Origin of the sequence: Streptosporangium sp. G11 (assembly GCF_051192615.1) — a bacterium.
Classification (GTDB): Bacteria; Actinomycetota; Actinomycetes; order Streptosporangiales; family Streptosporangiaceae; genus Streptosporangium.
Map to the genome: position 1 here is coordinate 49,451 of NZ_JBPJUQ010000056.1, position 21,106 is coordinate 70,556.

At 68.7% G+C, this 21,106-nt stretch carries 16 protein-coding genes; 12 read left to right on the forward strand and 4 right to left on the reverse strand.

The features are described from left to right. Positions 1 to 14: 14 nt before the first annotated feature. The 7 genes from ACSDR0_RS36470 to ACSDR0_RS36500 all read left to right on the forward strand — a co-directional run bounded on the left by ACSDR0_RS36470 (position 15) and on the right by ACSDR0_RS36500 (position 8,442). Positions 15 to 1,004 carry an AAA family ATPase gene (locus tag ACSDR0_RS36470; RefSeq protein WP_435293505.1) on the forward strand — a complete coding sequence of 330 codons (990 nt, stop codon included), beginning with the start codon at positions 15 to 17 and terminating at the stop codon, positions 1,002 to 1,004. 6 nt (positions 1,005 to 1,010) lie between these two features. Further along, positions 1,011 to 1,895, forward strand: coding sequence for a DUF58 domain-containing protein (locus ACSDR0_RS36475; protein ID WP_435293506.1), 885 nt, complete (start codon positions 1,011 to 1,013; stop codon positions 1,893 to 1,895). A 187-nt stretch (positions 1,896 to 2,082) separates the two neighbouring features. After that, on the forward strand, positions 2,083 to 3,033 hold the full coding sequence (locus ACSDR0_RS36480; protein ID WP_435293507.1) for a VWA domain-containing protein: 951 nt from the start codon (positions 2,083 to 2,085) through the stop codon (positions 3,031 to 3,033). Beyond that, positions 3,034 to 4,089, forward strand: a complete 1,056-nt coding sequence (locus ACSDR0_RS36485) for a VWA domain-containing protein (RefSeq protein WP_435293508.1) — start codon at positions 3,034 to 3,036, stop codon at positions 4,087 to 4,089. It abuts the gene before it with no gap. A 309-nt stretch (positions 4,090 to 4,398) separates the two neighbouring features. After that, the gene (locus ACSDR0_RS36490) at positions 4,399 to 4,824 is read left to right on the forward strand and encodes a hypothetical protein (protein WP_435293509.1); all 426 of its coding nucleotides are present in this window, start codon (positions 4,399 to 4,401) and stop codon (positions 4,822 to 4,824) included. A gap of 1,643 nt (positions 4,825 to 6,467) precedes the next feature. Then, positions 6,468 to 6,968 carry a hypothetical protein gene (locus tag ACSDR0_RS36495; RefSeq protein ID WP_435293510.1) on the forward strand — a complete coding sequence of 167 codons (501 nt, stop codon included), beginning with the start codon at positions 6,468 to 6,470 and terminating at the stop codon, positions 6,966 to 6,968. 553 nt (positions 6,969 to 7,521) lie between these two features. Beyond that, the gene (locus tag ACSDR0_RS36500) at positions 7,522 to 8,442 is read left to right on the forward strand and encodes an NBR1-Ig-like domain-containing protein (RefSeq protein ID WP_435293511.1); all 921 of its coding nucleotides are present in this window, start codon (positions 7,522 to 7,524) and stop codon (positions 8,440 to 8,442) included. Positions 8,443 to 8,568: 126 nt separating this feature from the next. On the opposite strand, the gene ACSDR0_RS36505 is transcribed toward ACSDR0_RS36500, so the two are convergent. The 3 genes from ACSDR0_RS36505 to ACSDR0_RS36515 form a co-directional block, all read right to left on the reverse strand. Beyond that, the gene (locus tag ACSDR0_RS36505; RefSeq protein ID WP_435293512.1) at positions 8,569 to 9,519 is read right to left on the reverse strand and encodes a SpoIID/LytB domain-containing protein; all 951 of its coding nucleotides are present in this window, start codon (positions 9,517 to 9,519) and stop codon (positions 8,569 to 8,571) included. Between the two features lie 32 nt (positions 9,520 to 9,551). Then, complete coding sequence (locus tag ACSDR0_RS36510; RefSeq protein WP_435293513.1) at positions 9,552 to 10,460, reverse strand: peptidase inhibitor family I36 protein; 909 nt, start codon at positions 10,458 to 10,460, stop codon at positions 9,552 to 9,554. A gap of 80 nt (positions 10,461 to 10,540) precedes the next feature. Continuing rightward, the gene (locus tag ACSDR0_RS36515; protein ID WP_435293514.1) at positions 10,541 to 11,422 is read right to left on the reverse strand and encodes a peptidoglycan-binding domain-containing protein; all 882 of its coding nucleotides are present in this window, start codon (positions 11,420 to 11,422) and stop codon (positions 10,541 to 10,543) included. A 473-nt stretch (positions 11,423 to 11,895) separates the two neighbouring features. Between ACSDR0_RS36515 and ACSDR0_RS36520 the strand changes: the two genes are divergently transcribed. From ACSDR0_RS36520 to ACSDR0_RS36530, 3 genes are all read left to right on the forward strand, one after another. Next, a complete protein-coding gene (locus tag ACSDR0_RS36520; RefSeq protein ID WP_435293515.1) occupies positions 11,896 to 12,789 on the forward strand; it encodes a polysaccharide deacetylase family protein in 894 nt (297 codons plus the stop codon). A 332-nt stretch (positions 12,790 to 13,121) separates the two neighbouring features. Next, positions 13,122 to 14,516, forward strand: a complete 1,395-nt coding sequence (locus ACSDR0_RS36525; protein WP_435293516.1) for an alpha/beta hydrolase — start codon at positions 13,122 to 13,124, stop codon at positions 14,514 to 14,516. Between the two features lie 347 nt (positions 14,517 to 14,863). Next, positions 14,864 to 17,809, forward strand: coding sequence for a BTAD domain-containing putative transcriptional regulator (locus ACSDR0_RS36530; protein ID WP_435293517.1), 2,946 nt, complete (start codon positions 14,864 to 14,866; stop codon positions 17,807 to 17,809). Positions 17,810 to 18,066: 257 nt separating this feature from the next. On the opposite strand, the gene ACSDR0_RS36535 is transcribed toward ACSDR0_RS36530, so the two are convergent. Continuing rightward, positions 18,067 to 19,110: a saccharopine dehydrogenase family protein gene (locus ACSDR0_RS36535; RefSeq protein ID WP_435293518.1), complete on the reverse strand. Its 1,044-nt coding sequence runs from the start codon at positions 19,108 to 19,110 to the stop codon at positions 18,067 to 18,069. 102 nt (positions 19,111 to 19,212) lie between these two features. Between ACSDR0_RS36535 and ACSDR0_RS36540 the strand changes: the two genes are divergently transcribed. Together ACSDR0_RS36540 and ACSDR0_RS36545 are read left to right on the forward strand one after the other, a co-directional pair. Beyond that, positions 19,213 to 20,160 (forward strand): helix-turn-helix domain-containing protein, encoded by a 948-nt coding sequence (locus ACSDR0_RS36540; protein ID WP_435293519.1) that lies wholly within the window; start codon positions 19,213 to 19,215, stop codon positions 20,158 to 20,160. A gap of 712 nt (positions 20,161 to 20,872) precedes the next feature. Next, a partial coding sequence (locus ACSDR0_RS36545) for a transposase (protein WP_435293521.1) occupies positions 20,873 to 21,106 on the forward strand: 234 nt, incomplete at its 3' end.

A 21,106-nucleotide genomic window follows, 5' to 3' on the forward strand; every position in this document is an offset into this window, starting at 1 on the left:
AGAAGGAACACCATATGACCTCGACCAAGTCCTCCGAGTCGGCCCATCCGCTCGAACATGTGCTGTTCGAGGTCAAACGCACGATCGTCGGGCAGGACGTCCTGCTGGAGCGCATGGCCGTCGCGTTGATCGCCGACGGTCACCTGCTCGTCGAGGGCGTGCCGGGCCTGGCCAAGACGCTCGCGGTGAGGTCGCTGGCCGCCGCGATCGCCGGCAGTTTCCAGCGCGTCCAGTTCACCCCCGACCTGGTGCCGGCCGACCTCGTGGGCACGCGGGTCTACCACCAGCACTCCGGGGAGTTCAAAACCGAGCTCGGCCCGGTGTTCGCGAACCTGCTGCTGGCCGACGAGATCAACCGCGCCCCCGCCAAGGTGCAGAGCGCCCTGCTGGAGGTGATGCAGGAGCATCAGGTGACGATCGGCCGCGAGACGTTCCGGGTGCCCGAGCCGTTCCTGGTCATGGCGACGGAGAACCCGATCGAGTCGGAGGGCACCTACCCGCTGCCCGAAGCGCAGGTCGACCGTTTCATGATGAAGGTGATCGTCGACTATCCGACGCAGGCCGAAGAGCAGGCGATCGTCGCACGAGCGCTGCGTCCACCCGAGCCGCCGCGGCCGATGGTGGCGGCCGAGGACCTGATCGCGATGCGGGCCCGCGCTCAGCAGGTGTACGTCGATCCGGCGATCGTCGACTACGCGGTACGGCTGGTCTCCGTGACGCGTTCCCCCGCGACGGCCGGGCTCGGCGAGCTGGAACGGTACGTCACCTACGGGGCGAGCCCGCGGGCGTCCATCGCGCTCGTCACGGGCGCCCGGGCGCTGGCGTTCCTGCGCGGCCGCGGCTACGTCCTGCCGCACGACCTGTCCGAGCTCGCGCTCGACGTGCTGCGCCACCGCCTCGTGCTGTCCTACGAGGCCCTCGCGGACGACGTCGACGCCGACACGATCATCACCAGGGTGCTCGGGGCCGTCCGGGCGCCCGACGTCGTCCTGCAGAACCGCTGAGCTGTCATGGCCACCGCCCCCGAGAGGCTCCTGCTCCGCCTGGAGTGGAAGGTCGTCCGCAGGCTCGACGGCCGGCTCCAGGGCGCCCACCGCACCGCGCACCGCGGCTCCGGGATCGACTTCACCGGGTTACGCGCCTACAGCGACGGTGACGACGCCCGGCACATCGACTGGAACGTGACCGCGCGGCTGGACGAGCCGCACCTGCGAGTGTTCACCGAGGATCGTGAGCTGACGGTGTGGCTCGTCCTCGACCGGTCGGCGTCGATGGCGGCCGGCCGGCCGGGGCGCGGCAAGCACGATGTGCTCGCCGAGCTCGCGCTCGTCCTCGCCCGGCTGTTCGGCCGGGGCGGCAACCGCGTCGGCGCCCTGCTGTTCGACACCGGGACGCTGCGCGTCGTGCCGCCCGGCACCTCCCGGCGGCACGCGCTGCGGATCGGCGCCGAGCTGGAACGCACCTCCAAGACGCGCGGCGGCACCACCACCGACCTGGCGGAGATGCTCGACGCGGCCGGACGGCTCGCGCGCCGCCGCGCGCTCATCGTCGTGCTGTCGGACTTCATCGGCGACGGCGACTGGGAGCGCTCGCTCCAGCGCCTGGCCCGGCGGCACGAGGTGGTCGCCCTGCGGATCGTGGACACGGCCGACGACGTGCTGCCCGAAGCCGGGCTGATCGTGGTCGAGGACGCCGAGACCGGCGAGCAGCTCGTCGTCGACTCCGCCGACCCGCTGTTGCGGGTCCGCCTCCGCGCCGCCGTCGACGCCCGCGACGCCCGGCTCAAGGCGGGCATGCGCCGGGCCGGGGTGCCCGTCCACCGCATCGACACCGACCGCGATCTGGCCGAGGCGCTCGTCGAGGTCGTCGCCCGAACCGGGGACCGGTCGCCATGACCGGGCTCGTCGAGGTCGTCACCCGGGCCGGGGACCGATCCACGACCGGGCTTGCCGAGGTCGTCGCCCGAACCGGGGATCGACCCACGACCGGGCTTGCCGAGGTCGTCGCCCGAACCGGGGACCGATCCACGACCGAGTTCGCCAAGGTCGTCAACAGACGCATGAGACCGGCGAAGGAGGCCTCATGACCCTGTCCTCCTCGCTGCCGCTGGTCGTCGGACTGCTCGTCACGGCGGCGCTCACCTGGGCGGCCGTCGTCTCGGCGCGCCGCCGGACGGCCGCCCTCACCGCGGCCGGGGTCGCCGTGCCGGGCGGACGCCGGGCGTACCTCGGAGTCGGCCTGACGATCGCCGGCGTCGGGGTACTCGCGATCGCCACCGCCGGACCGGCGGCCATGGTGCCGGTCCCGCGGACCGCGGGCACCGTCATCCTCGCCATCGACGTCTCCAACAGCATGGGTGCCGACGACGTCGCGCCCACCCGGCTGGCGGCCGCGCAGCGGGCGGCCCGCGCGTTCGTGGCGGCGCAGCCCGACAGCGTCGACATCGGAGTCGTCGCGTTCGAGCGGGGTGCGCTCACCACCGCACGGCCCGACGCCGACCACTCCATCGCGCTCAAGGCCATCGACCGGCTGAGGATCACCGGCGGCACCTCGCTGGGGACGGCCATCACGGCCTCCCTGTCGGCGATCACCGGCAAGCAGGTGGCCGTCGGCCGCGACGGCACCGCGCCCGACATCGGCTACTGGCCGTCGGCGACGATCGTGATGTTCTCCGACGGCCAGAACCAGGGCGCGGACGTCGAACGGGCCGCCACCGTGGCCCAGCGGGCGAACGTCCACATCCATACCGTCGGGGTCGGCACCACGGCCGGGGCGACGGTGAAGGTCGACGGCTACCACCTGCAGACCTCGCTCGAAGAGGACACCCTCACCTCGATCGCGCAGACCACCGGCGGCACCTACCACCCCGCCTCCGACACCGCGCGGCTCGACGGGATCGCCGACACGGTCGACCTGCGGCTCACCGTCTCCGACGAGCCGCTGCCCCTCGCCGGCGGGCTGATCGGGCTCGCCCTCGCGCTGCTCACCGCGGGCGCGGCGCTCACCGTGCTCCGGTCTGGACGGGTGATCTGAATGTCGTTCTCATGGCCGTGGGCACTGCTGTCCATCCTGGTCATCCCGCTGATCTTCGCCATCCGGGAGTGGGCGCGGCGCCGCCGCCGGCGGGCCGCCGTGCGCGTCACCTCGATCGCGCTCGTACGCGGCGCCCTGCCCGGCCGCACGCGCTGGACGCGGAAGATCCCCGCGGCACTGTTCGTAGCCGGACTCGCGCTGCTCGCGGTCGGGGCCGCGCGACCACAGGCGTCGGTCCCGGTGCCACAGACGTCGGTGACGATCCTGCTCGCGCTCGACACCTCCGGCTCCATGTGCTCCACGGACGTCGACCCCAACCGCCTCACCGCCGCGAGGAAAGCCGCCGCCGATTTCATCGAGTCGCAGCGGGGCGGGCCGCGCATCGGCCTGGTCACCTTCGCGGGCAGCGCGGGACTGCTCGTCCCGCCCACCGACGACACCGACTCGCTGATCGAGGCGCTGGACGGCCTCACCGTGTCCCGCGGCACCGCGATCGGGCAGGCCATGCTCACCTCGATCGACGCCATCGCGGAGGTCGACCCGTCGGTCGCCTCCACCGGGGCGAACCCCGGCGGCGGGTCGGGCTACGCCGGTGCCGCGATCGTCGTGCTCACCGACGGCGCCAACACCCAGGGCGTCGACCCGCAGCTCGCCGCCCAGGAGGCGGCCCTGCGCCGCGTACGCGTCTTCACCATCGGTTTCGGCACCACGAACCCGGCCCCGATGGTCTGCGACAACTCACAGTTCGACGGCCGCGGCTACGGCGGCTGGGGCGGCGGCTCCGGCGGCCGCGGCGGATTCGACAGGGGCCGCAACCCCCGCACCATCGACGAGCCCGCACTCAAACGGATAGCCCGGACCACCGGCGGCTCCTACCACCGCGCTGAGAACGCCGACCAGCTCCAAAGCGCCCTCGACGCCCTCCCCGGTAGCTTCACCGTCATCCACCAACGGGTCGACACAGCCGCCGCCTTCGCCGCCGGCGGCGCCATCCTCATCACCGCGGCCCTGTCCCTCTCCCTCTGGTGGAATCGCCCCCGGACCCCGGCCCGCTGACGTACCTGTAGCCGCGACGCCTCAGCGGTCCCCGCCGGTTCGCGGCCGTCCACGTCCGCCGGGGGGCTGGACCACACGACCGGACACGTCGGTGTCGGCCCCAGGAGGCAGGCGGGCACACGGCCCTTCAGCGGCCGATCTCCTCGGCGCCGGAACCGATCAAGGTTTGGACGACCTGCGGCGGCCCGTATGCGGACGTCAGGGCTGTTGTAAGCGCCTTGCAGGCGGCCCGGCCTATCAATGGTGATGCAAGCCCCTCGACACAGCGCCCCCAACCGCACGGTTCACACGATCGCATAGGAGATCCCGATGAGCCGCACCATCCGCACCCTGATCGGAGTCACCGCCACCGCCGGCATCGTCGCCCTGGGCGTCCCGGCCCTCAGCGCCGCCGCGAACGCGTCGACCACGTCCGCCACGGGCGTCACCAGCACGACCTCCGCCGGCTTCCTGTTCAATTACACCTTCAACGGCCATCTCAAGATCGCTGGCGGCAATTTCACCGTCGGCCGCCGCGTCTTCCTGGTCGTCAAGTACAACACCGGCCGGACGGCGTTCTCCAAGTGGGAGACCGCCCGGCCGCATTCCATCACTCCCGGCGGGACCATCTACGTGGAGACGACGATCGCCGCTCCCTGCGCCGGGGGGAAGAACGGATACGCCCGCGCGTACGACGACACCACCAAGACGTGGTCTCCCCGGCTGCCGGTGGCGATCTGCCAGCGGATCGACTGACCTCTGGCGGCTCGGCCGTACGACCTGCGCCACACCGCCGTGTCCTGTGGCTTGATTCCGGGGTTTCGGCGAAGCGGGCCGGGCACGGCGTTGACGTGCTCGTGAGGATCTACGCCAGGTGCGTCGAGGGACAACGCTCCCGCGCCGACCGGCAGAGCTCCGACGCCCTCGACGACTGATTCCTGATCCATACCGAAGGCCCTGGACCTGCTCCGGGGCCTTCCGCGTGCCGGGGTGCCTGGTGACACGTCGGCCCACTTCGCGAACAGCGCCATGGGGACAGCGATCATCCAGAGCCGGAAACCTCTCGGGAGAGACTTCGCTCTCAAGAGCACCGGATCGAACAGCCGTGGCACGGGGCGAAACCGTACAACCGCCGAACAGGTTTCCTGAAATCAGGATCTCAATTGGACCGGCCGCGATCGCGCGGAGACCTCGCCCGCGATTCGTCGCTGACCTTCCACGGCTTCAGCCGCGCCATCCGTCGCTCCTCTCGCCGTCGCTACAGCGAGAGGCCGAAGCGCGGCAGAACTCATTCCGTTAAGCGCCGCACAGGGAATATCGAAGGTGGATTCTCTTGCCGCGAGATAGGGCTTTTGCAGGGTGGGCGGCCTGCTGCTCTCAACGCTCCGAGCCGCAAATGCGGTATATCGCCTTAGCTGTACGCCCATGGTGTTGGACACTCATATTGGCGGATGCGGTCGTCCTTAATCGGCCCATATTGGCATGCATCCAGCATTGACAACATTGCAATCGTCCTGCAATCCGAACCCTGACCTGGAGAGACGATCGAGGTAATTCGGATTACCGAATCCTCGACTTCGCAGATGACTTGTCGGCCTGACTGCTTCTCAAACTGCTCTTGCAGGTAGCTATTCAGTCAACGTACGGTTCGTATCGCACGAACAGCCATACGGCACCTACCTCATATCAATCGTCTCAAACGGAAGGAGTTTCCGGTATCAGGCTCCGTTGGCGACCACGAGCAGGGAGTCGGTCAAGCACCGGTGGCTGGCATATGCCGTGCTACAAGAAGTACGTCCTCAAGAACGATGGCAACGGCACGTGGAACTACTACGCGATCGACTCGTGGACCTCATGCCAGTCCACGGCGGGATGGTGGCTGACGTCATGCGGAAAGGGTCATCAAGTAGACAGCGGAGGTACTCAATGGCACGACTACGCCCCTCAGGACAGTAGCCCGAACATCAACTGCCGCACCATTGACCTCAGCATATCGGTCGAGGTGTTCGGCCTCGGCGGCTCATATACCCACTGCGAAGAGCAGCGAGTATACCTTTACCCCGAAGGGGGTAAGATGAGCACCTATTGGAAGGGGGCGGTCCTCCCCGACCGCCTGCGCACAACGCGACACAGATCTTCCATCAGGCAGCCGCAGGCCAACGCTCGACCGGACTGGTCGAATTGGTTCAACCAAGAGACCGTTATCATTCTCTGAGCTTGAATGATAATACCGAGAGAGCGTGTGACCGACGGCTCGGGAAGTGTTTCATGGCATAAGGCGCCCCACCTGCCTGGATAGTTCCTGGGCCTTGTTCGACATTCGCTAGCCCTCCTCGAAGGATCGGCCTCGGACGCATGTCACATGCGTCCGAGGTTCGCTCGTAGATTGGATTGCGTACATGAGGCGCATCAAAGCCGTTGTGGCTGTCGCCGTTCTCGCGCTGGGGGCGGGATGTAGCGGCAACACCTCGGGCGGAAGCTTGATCCCACTGAACGACGAGAGCGCGAGGGCGGCATTCAACAAACTCGTTACGGGAGTTTCCGAAAAGGGCATGACGGACTTTTGTGAGAGATCCGTCCGCGATCAAGATCAATGCAAGCAGACACTCGAGGATTCATTCGCATACTGTCTTCTCCCGAAGGACAAGCCAAGAATATTAAGATCCGCGGCACTCAAGCGTAGCGGCAACACGGAAGACGGGTGGGTGCTGGAAGTCGCCGGCCTGACGATGGACGGCCAGCAGTATGTTTCCGAAATTCTTATGATTTCCTTCCAGGGTCGGGTGCATGCGTCCATAGGAGTTTACTGGACCGGCCTGGGGGTGATAAATTCACCGTTCGGGCCCAAAAATACAAAGATTCCGCAGAATGCATGCCCGGAGAACCCCCGACCTCAGTGAGCGGTAGACCTCACCACGTCCAGTCGTATCCGGATGGGTGCCGTAGAGCGACAACTCGCGGGTGTGGCGGTGACGGTGGGCCGGCGGCATGCCGTGCCCGTTGTCGTGTCCATCGGGTTCGACGGTCGGCTTCGCCCGGTCGTGGAGCGGGCGCCCTTGGCGCCGTGGCCGGTGCGCGGCCGCTGCCGGCCGCCATCGGGGATGAGTCGAGCGGCTTTCTGTACGCTCATCGAGCTTGCGGCGATCCTCACCGGCCGATCACGTATCGGGCCCGGCCGGTCGGCGGCTGCCGGCGCAGTTCAGATGACGGCTTCACCGGCAGATGATCCAGGTCCGGCTCGGTGGTACCAGCCGCCTTACTCCGCCCGCCACTGTGGGTTCGAGCTTGAGTAAACACCGTGGGCGCTGTTAGCTTCGCCCGGTGGAAGACATGCCTGTACGGACGGAGACGATCGAGGACTTCGCGGCGGCTCTGCGAGAACTTCGCAAATCGGTCGGAAACCCACCTTTCCGGGAGATGTCTGGCCGGTCGGGGGCGATCTCGCACACGACATTGCACGAAGCCACGAAGGGTAACCGGCTCCCGAGCTGGGAGACCACCGTCGAGTTCGTCAAGGCGTGCGGCGCGGACCCGGCCGCGTACCGCGAACGCTGGGAGAGGGCGAACCTGGCGGTCAGATCGGCGAGCGCCGGAGATCCTTCAGTCCGCGTGGACACCTCGGTGGCCCGTCCGCCCGGTGGACTCACGGCCTCGGTCCCGGGCGCCGCGGAAGGTCGTGCCGTGCACATCGCCATCGGGTCGCAAGCGCCACGGTCGGCCGGTGAGACCTCGGCACCTGTGGCCACGCCGCCACCACCGCCCGACGAGATCGCGGGCGACGTCCAGCAGGTCCTCCCCGCGCCGGGGGGCCGAGGGCGATTCCGGCTGACTCACCTGGCCGTGGCCGCGCTCGCGGCGGCGGCCGTCGGCATGGGGACGGCGCTCCTCGTCGCGGCCGCCGTCAATCGCGGCTCCGGGACCGACGAGCGCAGCCCGAGACCGTCCGGCAGCCCGTCGAAGACCTCGCTGTCGGCGGCCGACTGCCCGGTGCGCGCGACCAACCCGCCGTGGAGCCCGCCCGCGCACGAAGGTGATTCGGCGACGTTCATCGGGGACATCACGCTACCCGACTGCACGCGCGTCGGCCCTGGCCAGACCATGACCAAGGTATGGCGGCTCAAGAACGCCGGGACCGTGTCGTGGAAGGGATATTCGTTGCGTCGCCTCGACCCCCAGGAACCTGATCAGTGCCAGACCATCTCCGACGTACCGATCAAGGACACGCGACCCGGAGAGATCGTCGACATCAAGACCGGCGTCACCACGCCGAGGAACCCGGGCCTGTGCTACGTGCGGTTCAAGATGATGGACGGTTCGGGACAGGTCGCGTTCCCCGGAGGCCGGCCGCTCAACTTCCAGGTCATCGTTAACTGACAGTGATGATGTTCATGGTGACGCTGCGGCGGGTCTGACCCACCGACTGACTGACGTCTCGACTGACGCCTGTTCCCCGCCGTGCGTCACACGGCGGGGAACCAGGGGCGGATGGTCTGCGGGGGCTCAGGACGTGAGGGCGATTCCCCTGTAGTAGGACTTGAGGATCCTGGAGGAGCTCCAGCCCGCCTTGGCCTTGTCGCGAGAGCCGGTCTGCGACATCCAGTCGCCGGTGACCCAGTGGCCGCACGCCGTCGTCGTGGAGCAGTACTGGGCCCTGAAGATGTTCCCATTGCGCGTCATCCGGGTGCCCCACGTCGCGTCCACCGCGGCGTTCGTCGCCGCCGTCGCGGAGCCGGGCTTGTACACCTGGCTGGAGGTGTAGTCGGTGACGTCGTAGCACTGGCCGCTCGGCGTCTTGCTCGCCGATCTCAGCGCCCAGTACCAGCCGAAGTTCTTGACGGCGATCGCCCCGGCCCTGAGGGACTCCTTCGGCCAGTACGACGGCCATTCATTGGGCAGGACATTCTTGATGTACGTCTTGAACTCCACCCGATCCACGCGATTGAGGGATTTCCGGTAGACGAGGATCGTCGTGGGCAGCCTGCCGTGCGTGCCGTCGGTCTTGCACCCGGTCGACGGTGTGGAGCCCAGGAACCGGTGTGAGGCGTTCTGGTTCTTGAGGGCGGCGATGAGGTTGCCCTTGGCGCCGGGCTTGAAGTCCTGGTAGGTGCTGCTGCCGTAGTTGCTGTTGAAGTAGACGCGGACGGTTTTGCCGCTGCGGTTCCAGGCGGAGGCGGCGGCGTTCTTGATGCACTTGGCCTTGCCGTTGCCGGGTCCCTTGTAGTCGAAGCAGGAGGGCTGTGTGGTGCCGTAGTCGCCGACGGATCCGGTGAAGTCGGAGAGTGATCCTTGGTTGTTGCTGTTGAAGTAGTAGCAGAACTCGCCGGTCTCGCAGGCGCCGTTGCGGACGGCTGCCGAGGCGGGTGGCGCGGTGGCGAGGACCGCTCCGCCGAGCGTCATCGCGGCGGCCGCCGCGGTGAGCCGCGAGATCAGCCGGGTGGTTCGTGGGGACACAGTCGCTTTCCTCCTCATCAAAGACCGCGGTGTTAGCGGAGGTTGTAGCCCTGGGAGCTCCAGAACGAGTTCGGGTTCGGGTTGCTCAGCGTCGGGTCGCCGACGCTCTTGGAGGCGCGCGTCTGCCGTCCGGGGCGCACCTCGACGTGGGTGTGCGCGGACCCACTGGACGACACCCCGCGCCACGCCTCGTTGGCGATGAGCTGGCCGCGCGAGATCTGCTGGCCCACGCGCAGGGAGGAGCGCGGAGCGGAGTGCAGATAGATGACCGTCTTGTTCAGCGAGGCGTTGTAGATGGCGATCGTGGAGAGCCCCGAGCGGCCGTTGCTCCCGCGCGCGAGGTTGATGACCTGACCGCTCACCAGGGAGTGGACATTTGAGCCCACGCCGCGGGCGAAGTCGATGCCCTCATGCCGGCCGGGCGTGTTGGTGTAACCGTCGAAGGCGCAGCTGATGTGGCCGCCGCCGGCCTTGTACAGCGCGTACGTCAGGTTGACGCGCGTCGATGACGGCGGCGGTGTGGAGCCCAGGAACTGGTGTGAGGCGTTCTGGTTCTTGAGGGCGGCGATGAGGTTGCCCTTGGCGCCGGGCTTGAAGTCCTGGTAGGTGCTGCTGCCGTAGTTGCTGTTGAAGTAGACGCGGACGGTTTTGCCGCTGCGGTTCCAGGCGGAGGCGGCGGCGTTCTTGATGCACTTGGCCTTGCCGTTGCCGGGTCCCTTGTAGTCGAAGCAGGAGGGCTGTGTGGTGCCGTAGTCGCCGACGGATCCGGTGAAGTCGGAGAGTGATCCTTGGTTGTTGCTGTTGAAGTAGTAGCAGAACTCGCCGGTCTCGCAGGCGCCGTTGCGGACGGCTGCCGAGGCGGGTGGCGCGGTGGCGAGGACCGCTCCGCCGAGCGTCATCGCGGCGGCCGCCGTGGCGAGGATCTTGTTAAGCGTTCTCATGATGTTCTCCTTGTGTCTGTGCGTGTCTGAGCATGTCTGTGTGTGCCTGTGCGTGTCTGTGCGGCCTGGGTTTCGGATGGTCAGCGACGCTGGTACTCCTCCCAGGTGCGGATGGTCACCTTCGGGCCGTCGTCCGGGCCACGGCCGGAGAGCCCGTTCAGGCCGAGGTAGTAGTCACCGATCTGGTGCTGGGCCTGGCTGGAGAGGTCGGTGTCGTTGATGGCGACGGCGTGGATGTGCCACGGCCAGTCGGCTTGATCGGGGCTACGCACCCATGCCGCGAAGCCGACCCGTCGCAACGCGTGGATGACCGCGGTGCGGGTGGCGGAACTCATCCCCTTGACCGAGATGTCGACGACGCCGCCGCCGTCGTGGGTGCCCGCGGACGTGGGGTCGCCGCCGCGGTTGTACGAACCCTGCAACAGCACGAGGTCGCGGCCGAGCAGCCGCTTAGCCTCGGCCAGCATGCTCCGCGTGCGGGCGTCGACGACGACGCCGCCGACGGACACCCGGCCACCCGGGCCGATGATGTGGGTGACCCTGAAGCGGCCGGCTCCGAGCTTGGTGAGCGACGCCTTGCCCGGCAGGCCGTTGGCGGCGAGACCGGTGAAGCCGAGCGACTTCTGGAACTTCACGAAGGCGGCGACCGTGGTGGTGCCGAAGTAACCGTCCACCCACTTCGCGTCGAGCAGGTGCCGGTCGCGCAGTGCCCGCTCGACGAGCAGCACGCCGGCCTTGGCGCCCGGGGTCAGCTTGTCGTCAGGCCGCCGCGGGTCGATCTGGGCCGCCTTGACGGTGGCCTCCATGTTCACGCTCGGAAGGGCCTTGACGGTGGCTTCCACGTTCATGCTCGGAAGGGCCCTGGCGTCGGCCGCCTGTGCCACCGACATCCCGGACGCTCCGGTCAAGGAAGCGAGCAGGGCGGCCGCCACGAGGGCAGCGGCGCATGAGGGCAGCTTCATTGTTTCTCCTGGTTTCGGACACTGAGGGGGGATTCCTGCGGCGGAATCCACAGTTTCGGATCGCTCACGCTGTCCACAAGAAGATCGTGTTGTCAGCCTGTTCGACAGGCTTTCCGTACAGGCGTACACGCCGCCTGACAGGTGATCCGATGGCGGGCGAGACACACGGCCCGCAACCGCGTAGGGCGGTGTCCGGGCAGGTCGACGTGGCCGTTCGGCGGATGGTCAGGCCGAGCGGGGGAGCGGCCCACGGCCACCGGCTTCACCTGCCTGCCACGCCGGCAGGCGCCCCCGGCGGTCGTGGCGGCCAAGCCGGTGCAGGTGCGTCGCGCCCAGATCCGGGATGGTTCGGTGAGTGGTTTGTCATGGCGCGGAGCCCGCCTGGGGGAGCGTGGTTCCCCCGCATGGTTCTTGCCGGGGCCGTTCAAAACAATCGACTGGACGTGCCCCTCACACTCCTTCACGCTGCGGTTATGGATGATCATGCCTTTGAGACCGCGGCCGCCACTCCCTCGGTTCTGTCGAGCGAGCTGCTGGGCTTCCCTCCCGATGCCCGGGTGCTCATCGTGAACAACGACGACTTCGGGATGTACCACGCGATCAACGCCGCGGTCGTCGACTCGATCGAGGAGGGGATCGCCAGTTCGTGCAGCCTGATGGTGCCGTGTCCGTGGGCGCTGCACGCCATGCGCCTGCTCCGCCAACGGCCGGAGATCCCGTTCGGGATCCACCTCACACTGGTCTGCGATACGACCCACTACCGGTGGGGGCCGCTGACCGCGAAGGAGAAGGTGCCCTCGCTGCTCGACGACACGGGCGAGCTGTTCACGCCCGCCGAGGTTCCCGAGCTTCTCGCCCGGGCCCGTCTGGACGAGGTGGAACTCGAGTTCCGCGCACAGGTCGACGCCGTGGTCGACACCGGGCTGACGCCGACCCATCTGGACTGGCACTGTCTGGCCGATGGCGGACGCGACGACATCTTCGACCTGACCGTGGCGCTGGCCGAGGAGTACGGCCTGGCGGTGCGGGTCTGGCTCGAACCTGGACGCCAGAAGTCGCGACGACGGGGCTTGCCGGTCACCGACAACGATTTCCTGGACAGCTTCGGTCTCGACATCGACGGCAAGGCGGCGCGATACGCCGAGTTGCTGCGCGACCTGCCGGTCGGTCTGAGTGAGTGGGCGGTGCATCCCGGCCTGGGCAACGAGGAGTCGCAGGCGATCGACGGCGGTTGGCGCGTGCGCCGGACCGACTACGAGTTCCTGACATCGCCGGAGGCCCGCGAACTCATCCAGCGGGAGGGAATCGTCGTGATCGACTACAGGACTGTCCAGCAGGCCTGGTCGCAGACCGGTGCACCCCGTTAGTTCGGCAGTGCGCCTCGCGGCGTGACGGCTCCTCGCGTTCGGTGATCAGGTGGTGCGGTCGTGTTCGACGTACGGCGGGTGCGGCGCTCGGCCTCCTTGAGAGTGGCATGGGTGTGGTCGCGCGGCGCGCGATGGACGAGCTCCACGCGTCGTACTCCTGCTCGGCCCGGCGGTTCAAGCCGGAACCCTGGGGTGACCAAGGCGCCGGGGACGGTGAGATCGGTGGGACGAAAGGCACGCCCGCGATCGTATATCGGCTGTACGGGCGCCTATACAGAATATCTACGCGCCCCCTCTACGGTCCGGACATCGAACCTTACGAGGGGAAGCACATGGCACGATCGAGGTTCTTGGCGGTCCTCCTGTCCCTGGCGGCGGGCATGGCGCTGATGGCGTTGCCGCTGCCGTCGAGCGCGGCGGCCGACCCGCTGCTGAACCGGGACGTCACGTTCTTCTCGGTGGCGCACGGCACCTATGTCTCCACCGAAATCAGTTATCCCGAGGGCGACACCGGCATGCTGCGTACCCGCGCCACGGCCGTCGGCCCGTGGGAGAAGTACCGCATCGTGTCCGGGGGCGCGACGGGCGTCTACGCGATCTGGTCGTACGCGGCGTCTCAGTACGTGTCGGTGGAGCTGGGGCACCCGGACAACCGGGCGGGCGAGCTGCGCGCCCGGTCCGCGGTGATCGGGCCGTGGGAGAAGTTCTCGATCGAGGTCAGCGGTGACGGTTCGCTGGCGTTGCTGTCCATAGCGAACTACAAGTGGGTGTCGGCCGAACTCGGCGAGAACGGCATCTACAAGGGCATGCTGCGGGCCCGCGGCGATTCGGTCGGGCCGTGGGAGAAGTTCCGGATCGACGGGCCGCCCAAGCGCGCAGACGGGCTGACCAAGCCGGTGTACCTGATCCACGGCTTCTCCCCCATCCCGCAGGTCGGCGGCCCCGTCAACCCGAACGAGAACTGCGCCTCGACCTGGGCGAAGGTGCGCAACGACTTCGCGAACGGCGCGGAGGGTCCGCGCGTCACCGGCATCATCCACACCGTGGGCTTCTACACCAACGACACCAACTGCGACCGCCGCCTGGTCGACGGCACCCGTGACACGGGCCTGCTCGAACTCGGCAAGCGCATGGCGAACGAGATCTACCTGACCTACTCGCAGTACGGCCGGCCGGTCGACGTGGTCACCCACTCCATGGGCGGCCTCATCATCCGTGAGGCCCTCGCCGGAGTGGCCGCGCGCAAGACGGGCTTCCCGCCCGTCCTCTACGTCGAGGACGTCGTCACCATGGGCACGCCGCACAAGGGCTCCACCATGGCCGGGTTCTGCGGCAGCCTCGGCTACCAGCAGTGCAAGGACATGACGTCCGGCAGCTCCTTCCTGAACCAGCTCCCCGAGAACCCGCAGTCGGTCATGGGCACCGACTGGACCATCATGGGCGCCGACGACGACGAGACGGCTGCCGCCAACTCGGCGGTGGGCGTGCTCGCCCAGCACAAGGTCCGCTACCCCAAGCCGCAGCCGCCCGGCACCCCGGGGATCGAGCACGGCAGTTTCCGTACGCTCGACGGCTCCAACGGCTACATCTTCAAGCTGCGCTGGTGCGGCAACCCGGCCTGCGGGAACCTCTCCTCCCCCGACCCGCTCGGCGGTGAGACGACGGCGGCGACCGAGTCGCCGATCTACGTCGCCCGCCTGGCGCTGTACTACTCGACGGCGCGCTGACCGTCGTCGCATCGGGGCGGGTCCTCCTGGAAGGGAGGACCCGCCCCTTGCCATGTATACGCGGGCCGCCTCGTCGTCGGCGAGGATCCGATTCCACGCGGCGCGCGGCTCCGGCACCGGCAGAGAGGGCTCAAAAAGGACTAACAGGCATAATTCGCATCAAAGTTACTTCCCGGAACCGCTTCCGGATGTACGGCTCGCACCACCCCCTGCCGACGGCATCCCCCTTTTCGCTTTCAGGCCGTGACTCGTTGTTTGACTGGAGTGGAGGTTGATCACCAGACTGGGTACCTCACAGCGTTTCATGCAGGAGCAACGTGGATTTCGCTGTTCTAGGGCCCCTCGAAGTGAGTGTCCAAGGCCACCCGCTACTTCTGGGCGGGCAGAAGCAGCGGGCGATGCTGGCGACCCTGCTACTCCACGCCAACCGGGTGGTCGCCGACGCCCTCCTGACCTACGCACTCTGGCGCGACGACCCCCCGAAGACCTCCGGCGACAACCTCCGCCTGTACGCGTCCCGCCTGCGCCGCCTGCTCGGCCCCGACCGGGTGATCCGGCGGCACGGGGGTTATCAGGTCCTCGTTCACCCCGGTGAGCTGGACGCGGCGCGTTTCGAGGAGCACGCCGACCGCGGCCGGCTGGCCCTGCGGCTGGGCGACCACGAGAAGGCCGCACACGAACTCCACGAGGCGCTCCGGCTCTGGCGCGGCCCCGCGTACGCGGACCTGCGGGTCGCCGACGAGCTGTCCGGCGAGGCGGCACGGCTCGACGAACTGCGACTGCAGGCTCTGGAGAGCCGGATCGAGGCCGACCTGAAACACGGCATGGGCGGCGAGCTGATCGCCGAACTCACCGGCCACACCCGCGAGTACCCACTGCGCGAACGCTTCCACGAACACCTGATGACCGCCCTGGCCGGGGAGGGCAGGACGGCCGAGGCCCTCACCGTGTACGCGGAGACGAGCCGCATCCTCGCCGACGAACTCGGCGTCGACCCCAGCCCCGACCTGCGCCGCCTGCACCAGAGAATTCTCACCGCGGACGCCCGGCCCATTCTCGGGGACGCCCCGGCCGAGCTGCCGATGAACGTGATCGACTTCGCGGGCCGGGACGACCATGTGGCCGAACTGCTCGACCGGCTCGGCGATCGCAGCGCCGTCCCGGTGTCGGTGATCACCGGGATGGGCGGCATCGGGAAGACCGCGCTCGCCCTCCAGGTGGCGCACCGGGTCGCTCGCCGGTTCCCCGGCGGGCAGCTCTACGTCGATCTGCGGGGGACGCACGAGGAGGCGCAGGCAGACCCCGGCCAGGTACTCGGCCGGTTCCTGGTCGCACTCGGCGTGCCCGGCTCCAGCCTGCCCGAGACGATCGAGGAACGCGCAGCCGTCTACCGCAGCCGGGTCGCGCATCGCGCCGTGCTGGTCGTGCTCGACAACGCCGCCTCCGAACGGCAGATCAGGCCGCTGCTCCCCGGGGTGCCGGGCTGCGCCGTACTGGTCACCAGCCGGGCCAGGCTGTCCGGGCTGGAGGGGGCTTGGCGGGTGGACCTGGGGGTTCTGCGGGAGCATGAGGCCGTGAGCCTGCTCACCCAGATGATCGGACAGGGCCGGGTGGCCGCGCAGCCGGCCGATGCCATCGAGCTGGTCCGGCTGTGCGACCAGATGCCGCTCGCCGTACGCATCGCGGGTGCTCGCCTGGCAGCCCGGCCGGAGCGGCCGATCGCCTGGCTCGTCGGACGGTTGCGCGACGAGCGGGGAAGGCTCAACCAGCTCGTGGTCGGTGATCGCGCGGTCCGGGCCAGCCTGGCGCTCAGCTACGTCGGACTCTCCCCGCTCGCCCAGCGCGCGTTCCGCCTGCTCGGCCTGCTGAACGTGCCCGACTTCGCCGGCTGGGTGCCGGCCGCGCTGCTCGACCACCCGCAGGACGAAGGTGAGGCCCTGCTCGACGAGCTGGTCGACGCCCAGCTCGTCACCCTCTCCGGGCTGGACACGGCGGGCCAGGCCCGCTACCGCTGCCACGACCTCGTCCGCCTGTACGCCCGGGAGCGCGCGGAAACCGAGGAGGACCTGCCGGCCCTGCGGCTGGCGATCGCCCGCGCGCTCGGCGGCTGGCTCGGCCTCGCGCGCCGGGCGGCGGCCCAGGTGCCGGGCGCGTGCTACGCCCTCCTGCACAGCTCGGCCCCGCAGTGGCCGGTCGAACTGGAAGCCGGCGTCGAGCCGCTCGCCTGGTTCGACGCCGAACGGGCGGCGCTGGCGAGCCTCGTCGAACAGGCCGGCGCGCTCGGCTTCGAGGAACATGCCTGGGATCTGGCCGGCTGCATGGAACGTTATTTCGACGTACGCGGCCTCTTCGCCGAGTGCCGCAGGGTCAACGAGCTCGCCATGCTCGCCTGCAGGGCGGCAGGCAACCCGCTCGGCGAGGCGGTGATGCTGCGCGGCCTGCTCGATGTGACGACCTGGATGGGCATCGGTCACGAGGGCGGCGCGATGGTCGCCCTGCACACCAACGCCGCCCGGCTGGTCACCATGTTCGAGCAGGTCGGCGAGCGGCGCGGGATGTCGGACGCGTACGTGATGTGCGCCTGGGGGCTGGCCGCGCAGGGCTTCGTCGAGCCGGCGCTGGAGGCGGCGTACGCGGCCCTGCGCCTGGCCGAGGAGACCGGCCACTTGGGCGGGCAGGCCCGCGCGTATCTGGCCATCGGGCTGGCGCACGGCCAGCGCCGGGTGGCGGACGCGATCCCGTTCTTCACCAGCGCCCGCGGCCTCGCCGAACGACTGGGCAACCCGCGTTTCGAGGCGACCGTGCTGCAGTTCCTCGGCCTGGCGTACGTGGAGACCGGGCAGCTGCGGCCCGCCGAGCAGTGCCTGAGCCGGTCGCTGGTGATGGCCCGCGCGGCCAGCGACCCGTCCTCGGAGGCGATGACGCTGGTCTCCCTGGCCAAGCTGTACGCGCGGGACGAGGACCCCCGGGCGGTACCGACGGCCGACCTCGTGGCCGACCTCAGCCGCCGCTACAACCTGGCCCACCACCTGGCCGACGCGCTCTGGGTGCGCGGTGACCTCGCGCTCGCCGCCGGGGACGGGGCGCTGGCGGTCGCCCAGCTGACCGAGTCGGTGGCGCTGTGGCGTGCCCGCAGGTGGTCTGTCTTCCTGGCCGGCGCGCTCGTCAGTCTCGCCCGCGCACACCGGGCGGTCGGCGCGGACGAAGCCGCGTCGGCGGCCGGACGCGAGGCCCACGATCTGTTCACGGCGGTCGGCGACACGGACGGCGCCACCCGCGCGCTCGCCATCTGACCGCGGACATGCGGGAACGTTCCTGTGCGGTCGGCCCGAAGTGCGCCGCCGGTTCCGGGCCGCGCTTGGGTGCTCGAACGTGGGGCCTGGACCACACGACCGGACACGTCGGCATCGGCCCCAGGAGGCAGGCGGGCACACAGCCCTTCAGCAGCCAATCTCCTCGACGCCGGCCCTGCTGACGAGGCCCCGCACGGGTGATCGGCCTGCTCATCGACCGCACTGACCACGGCGTGGATCCCGGCACAGTTCGCCGGTCAGCCGTGTGTGTCGAGCGGGACATGCAGCGACAGGTGCGAGGACAGGGCGCGGAGGAAGTCCGGGGCATCGAAGATCGCGCCCGCGGAGGCGACGCCGGTGGTCCTGGTCCGGCCGGTGAGGATGCGGTCGACGGCCTCCACCGCGAGCGGCGCGCTGATGGCGTAGATGTCCTGACCGGTGGCGACCACGTGGCGTTCCGTACCGCCGGAGCGGACGAGGACGTCGACGACGAAGGTCTGCGCGGAGCGGCCGCGCTCGTCGACGGCGGTCGGTGCCGAGGTGTCAGGAGCGGACAGGTCCGCGGCCGCCTTGGCGAGCATGTAGGTGCGCACCTCCGGGACGGCCAGGTGGCTGGGAATGGTGACGACGTCGGCCATGGTGAACTCTCCGATGACGCTCTGAGGGCCGAGCGGAGCCGGGAAGGGCCACTCCAGGGTCGGCAGAGCGTCATCGTGGTACTCCAGCCGTCCGCCGGTGTAGCGGACACGGCGGCCACTCCGTCGCTGCCCCGAGATCGCGCCCGAAGCGAGCGTTCCGGCAGTGGGGTGCCAACTGCTCAGGCCGTAGGCGATGTGCGCCTCGTCCGCCGCCGTCCATTCGCCCATCGCGGTGGTGACCAACAGGTCGCCGAGGCCGCCGTAGAAGGCCATCGCCGGGACCACCACGGTGCCCGCGGCGCGGGCACGCTCCGCAAAGTGCGCGAACGTGTCAAGGTTCGCCTCGATCTCGGCCGCCACGTCGACATACGGGATGCCGGCACGCAGCGCCGCCTCGATCAGCGGGGCGGAGGTCGTGGCGAAGGGCCCGGCACAATTGATCACAGCGGCCGCGCCGTTCAGCGCACGGTCGAGTGAGGCCGGATCGTCGACCGACGCTTGCCGCGCCTCGAGCCCCGGTTGGGCCTGCACCAGTGCCAGCAGCTTGTCCTGGTCGCGACCGAGGAGCAGCGGGACGTATCCGCGCTCGCGCAACTCCGCGACCACGAACCGCCCGGTGTGCCCATAGGCGCCGAACACCGCCACGTTCCGATCCGATTCCATGCCTGTTCCCTCGTGCTCAAAGTGATCCACAGCGGAAATCCTGCCCCTGTTGACCCATTGGCGCCTAGTGTCTGAAACGACATGACCCGTACAATTCCCGACATGAGTTCCATTTCGCGCTCCGTCGCGGTCGCCGCTACCGACGGGATGCTGCACTTCGAGCTGGCCCTGGCCTACGAGGTCTTCGGCTCCGCCCCGGCCTCCCTGCCAGGCCCCTGGTACGACGTCAAGGTGTGCGGCACGCACGCCGTCCGGGTCGGCCGATTCCTGCTGGAGCCGGACTGTGGGTTCGAGTGGCTGGCGCACGCCGACACGGTGATCGTCCCCGCCTTGGCGGACATCGACGGGGATCCACCGGCCGGCCTGGTCGAAGCGGTGCGCGCGGCTCACGAGTCAGGCGCGCGGGTGGTCTCCCTGTGCACGGGCGTGTTCGTGCTCGCCGCCGCCGGCCTGCTGGACGGGCTGCGCGCGACCACGCACTGGGCCCACACCGAGGAACTGGCCGCACGCTATCCCCAGGTGGAGGTCGACCCGAACGTGCTCTACGTCGACAACGGTAGCGTGCTCACCTCTGCGGGCAAGGCCGCAGCGATGGACCTGTGCCTGCACCTGGTCCGCCGCGACCACGGCTCGGCGATCGCCAACGTGGTCGCCCGCCGCCTGGTCGTGCCGCCCCACCGGGCCGGTGGTCAGGCCCAGTTCGTCACCGCACCGGTGCCCGCCCAGGACGGCCATCCCCTGGCCGAGCTGCTCCCCTGGGTGATGCGGCGGCTGGACCAGCCGCTCACCGTGGAGGACCTGGCCCGCCAGGCGAACATGAGCTCGCGCCACCTGGCTCGTCACTTCCACTCGGTAACCGGCACCACCCCGCTGCAGTGGCTATTGACGCAGCGGATCCGCCGAGCGCAGGAGCTGCTGGAGACCACGGACGACAGCGTCGACACCATCGCCTCGACCGCGGGCATGGGTACGGCGACGACACTGCGCCGCCATTTCCACCGCACGATCGGCGTACCGCCGGACGCCTACCGTCGCACGTTCCGACCGTGAGGCTGCGGTCCTCGGCGCCCAGAAACGGGTCTGTCAATTATTAGCCGTACAGTCCCGGCCGGCAGATAGCGCATGTCGTCTTTTTGTTGTTGTGCCTGGGCTTGCTGGACCTGCTGTTGGGCAAGTTGAACAACATTGACCGATACCACAACGGTGACAGCCGTAGCGATGGCACCTGTCGCTGTCCCCACGCCCCCGACGAGGGTGCCGAGAGCCATCTGTCATTCGAGGGGGATCGGACGACGCTGGCGGCTGGTCGAACCGGCCTGATCGGGGGCCGCACCGGGCATCGAGTGTTCTTCCGTTGCTGGCATGCGGCTGCCTACGGCGACGCCCGGCTGCACATGATCGCTGAGAGGGGTACGCCAAGCCCCTGGTCAGGGGTTTAGCAGCTGGTCAAGAGAGTGCCTCCGGCATGATTCGAACATGCGAAAACCGCTTTAGGAAAGTGCGGACGAAGTCACACTGTCACTTCCTTTGACCTGGTCAAACGCTCTGTACGTTTCGTGTTACTTACATGATCATCCCATGCGTGTCCCGTACGCCGAGTCGATCATCACCTCAGGTGTCGGCTTGCCAGCTCAGACCATGTGAGTCGACCTTGGAACCTACTTTGGTGAGTCTGAGAACGTGTTTGAGAGGTGATCGTGAAGCCATCCCGTGAGGGGTAGGGGTGCAGGTATGACACGACGGCCCTTTCTACCCCTCTGATCTGACCGATGAGCAGTGGGCGCTGATCGAACCGCTGCTGCCCGCCCCGCACTGGGACGGCCGCAAGGAGAAACATCCGCGCCGGGAGATCGTGGACGCGATCGCCTATGTTGTGCGTACCGGCTGCGCCTGGCGGCAGCTCCCGGCTGATTTCCCGCCCTGGCAGACGGTGTACTGGCACTTTGTCCGCTGGGAGGACCAAGACGTGACCCAGCGGATTGTCGACGTACTGCGG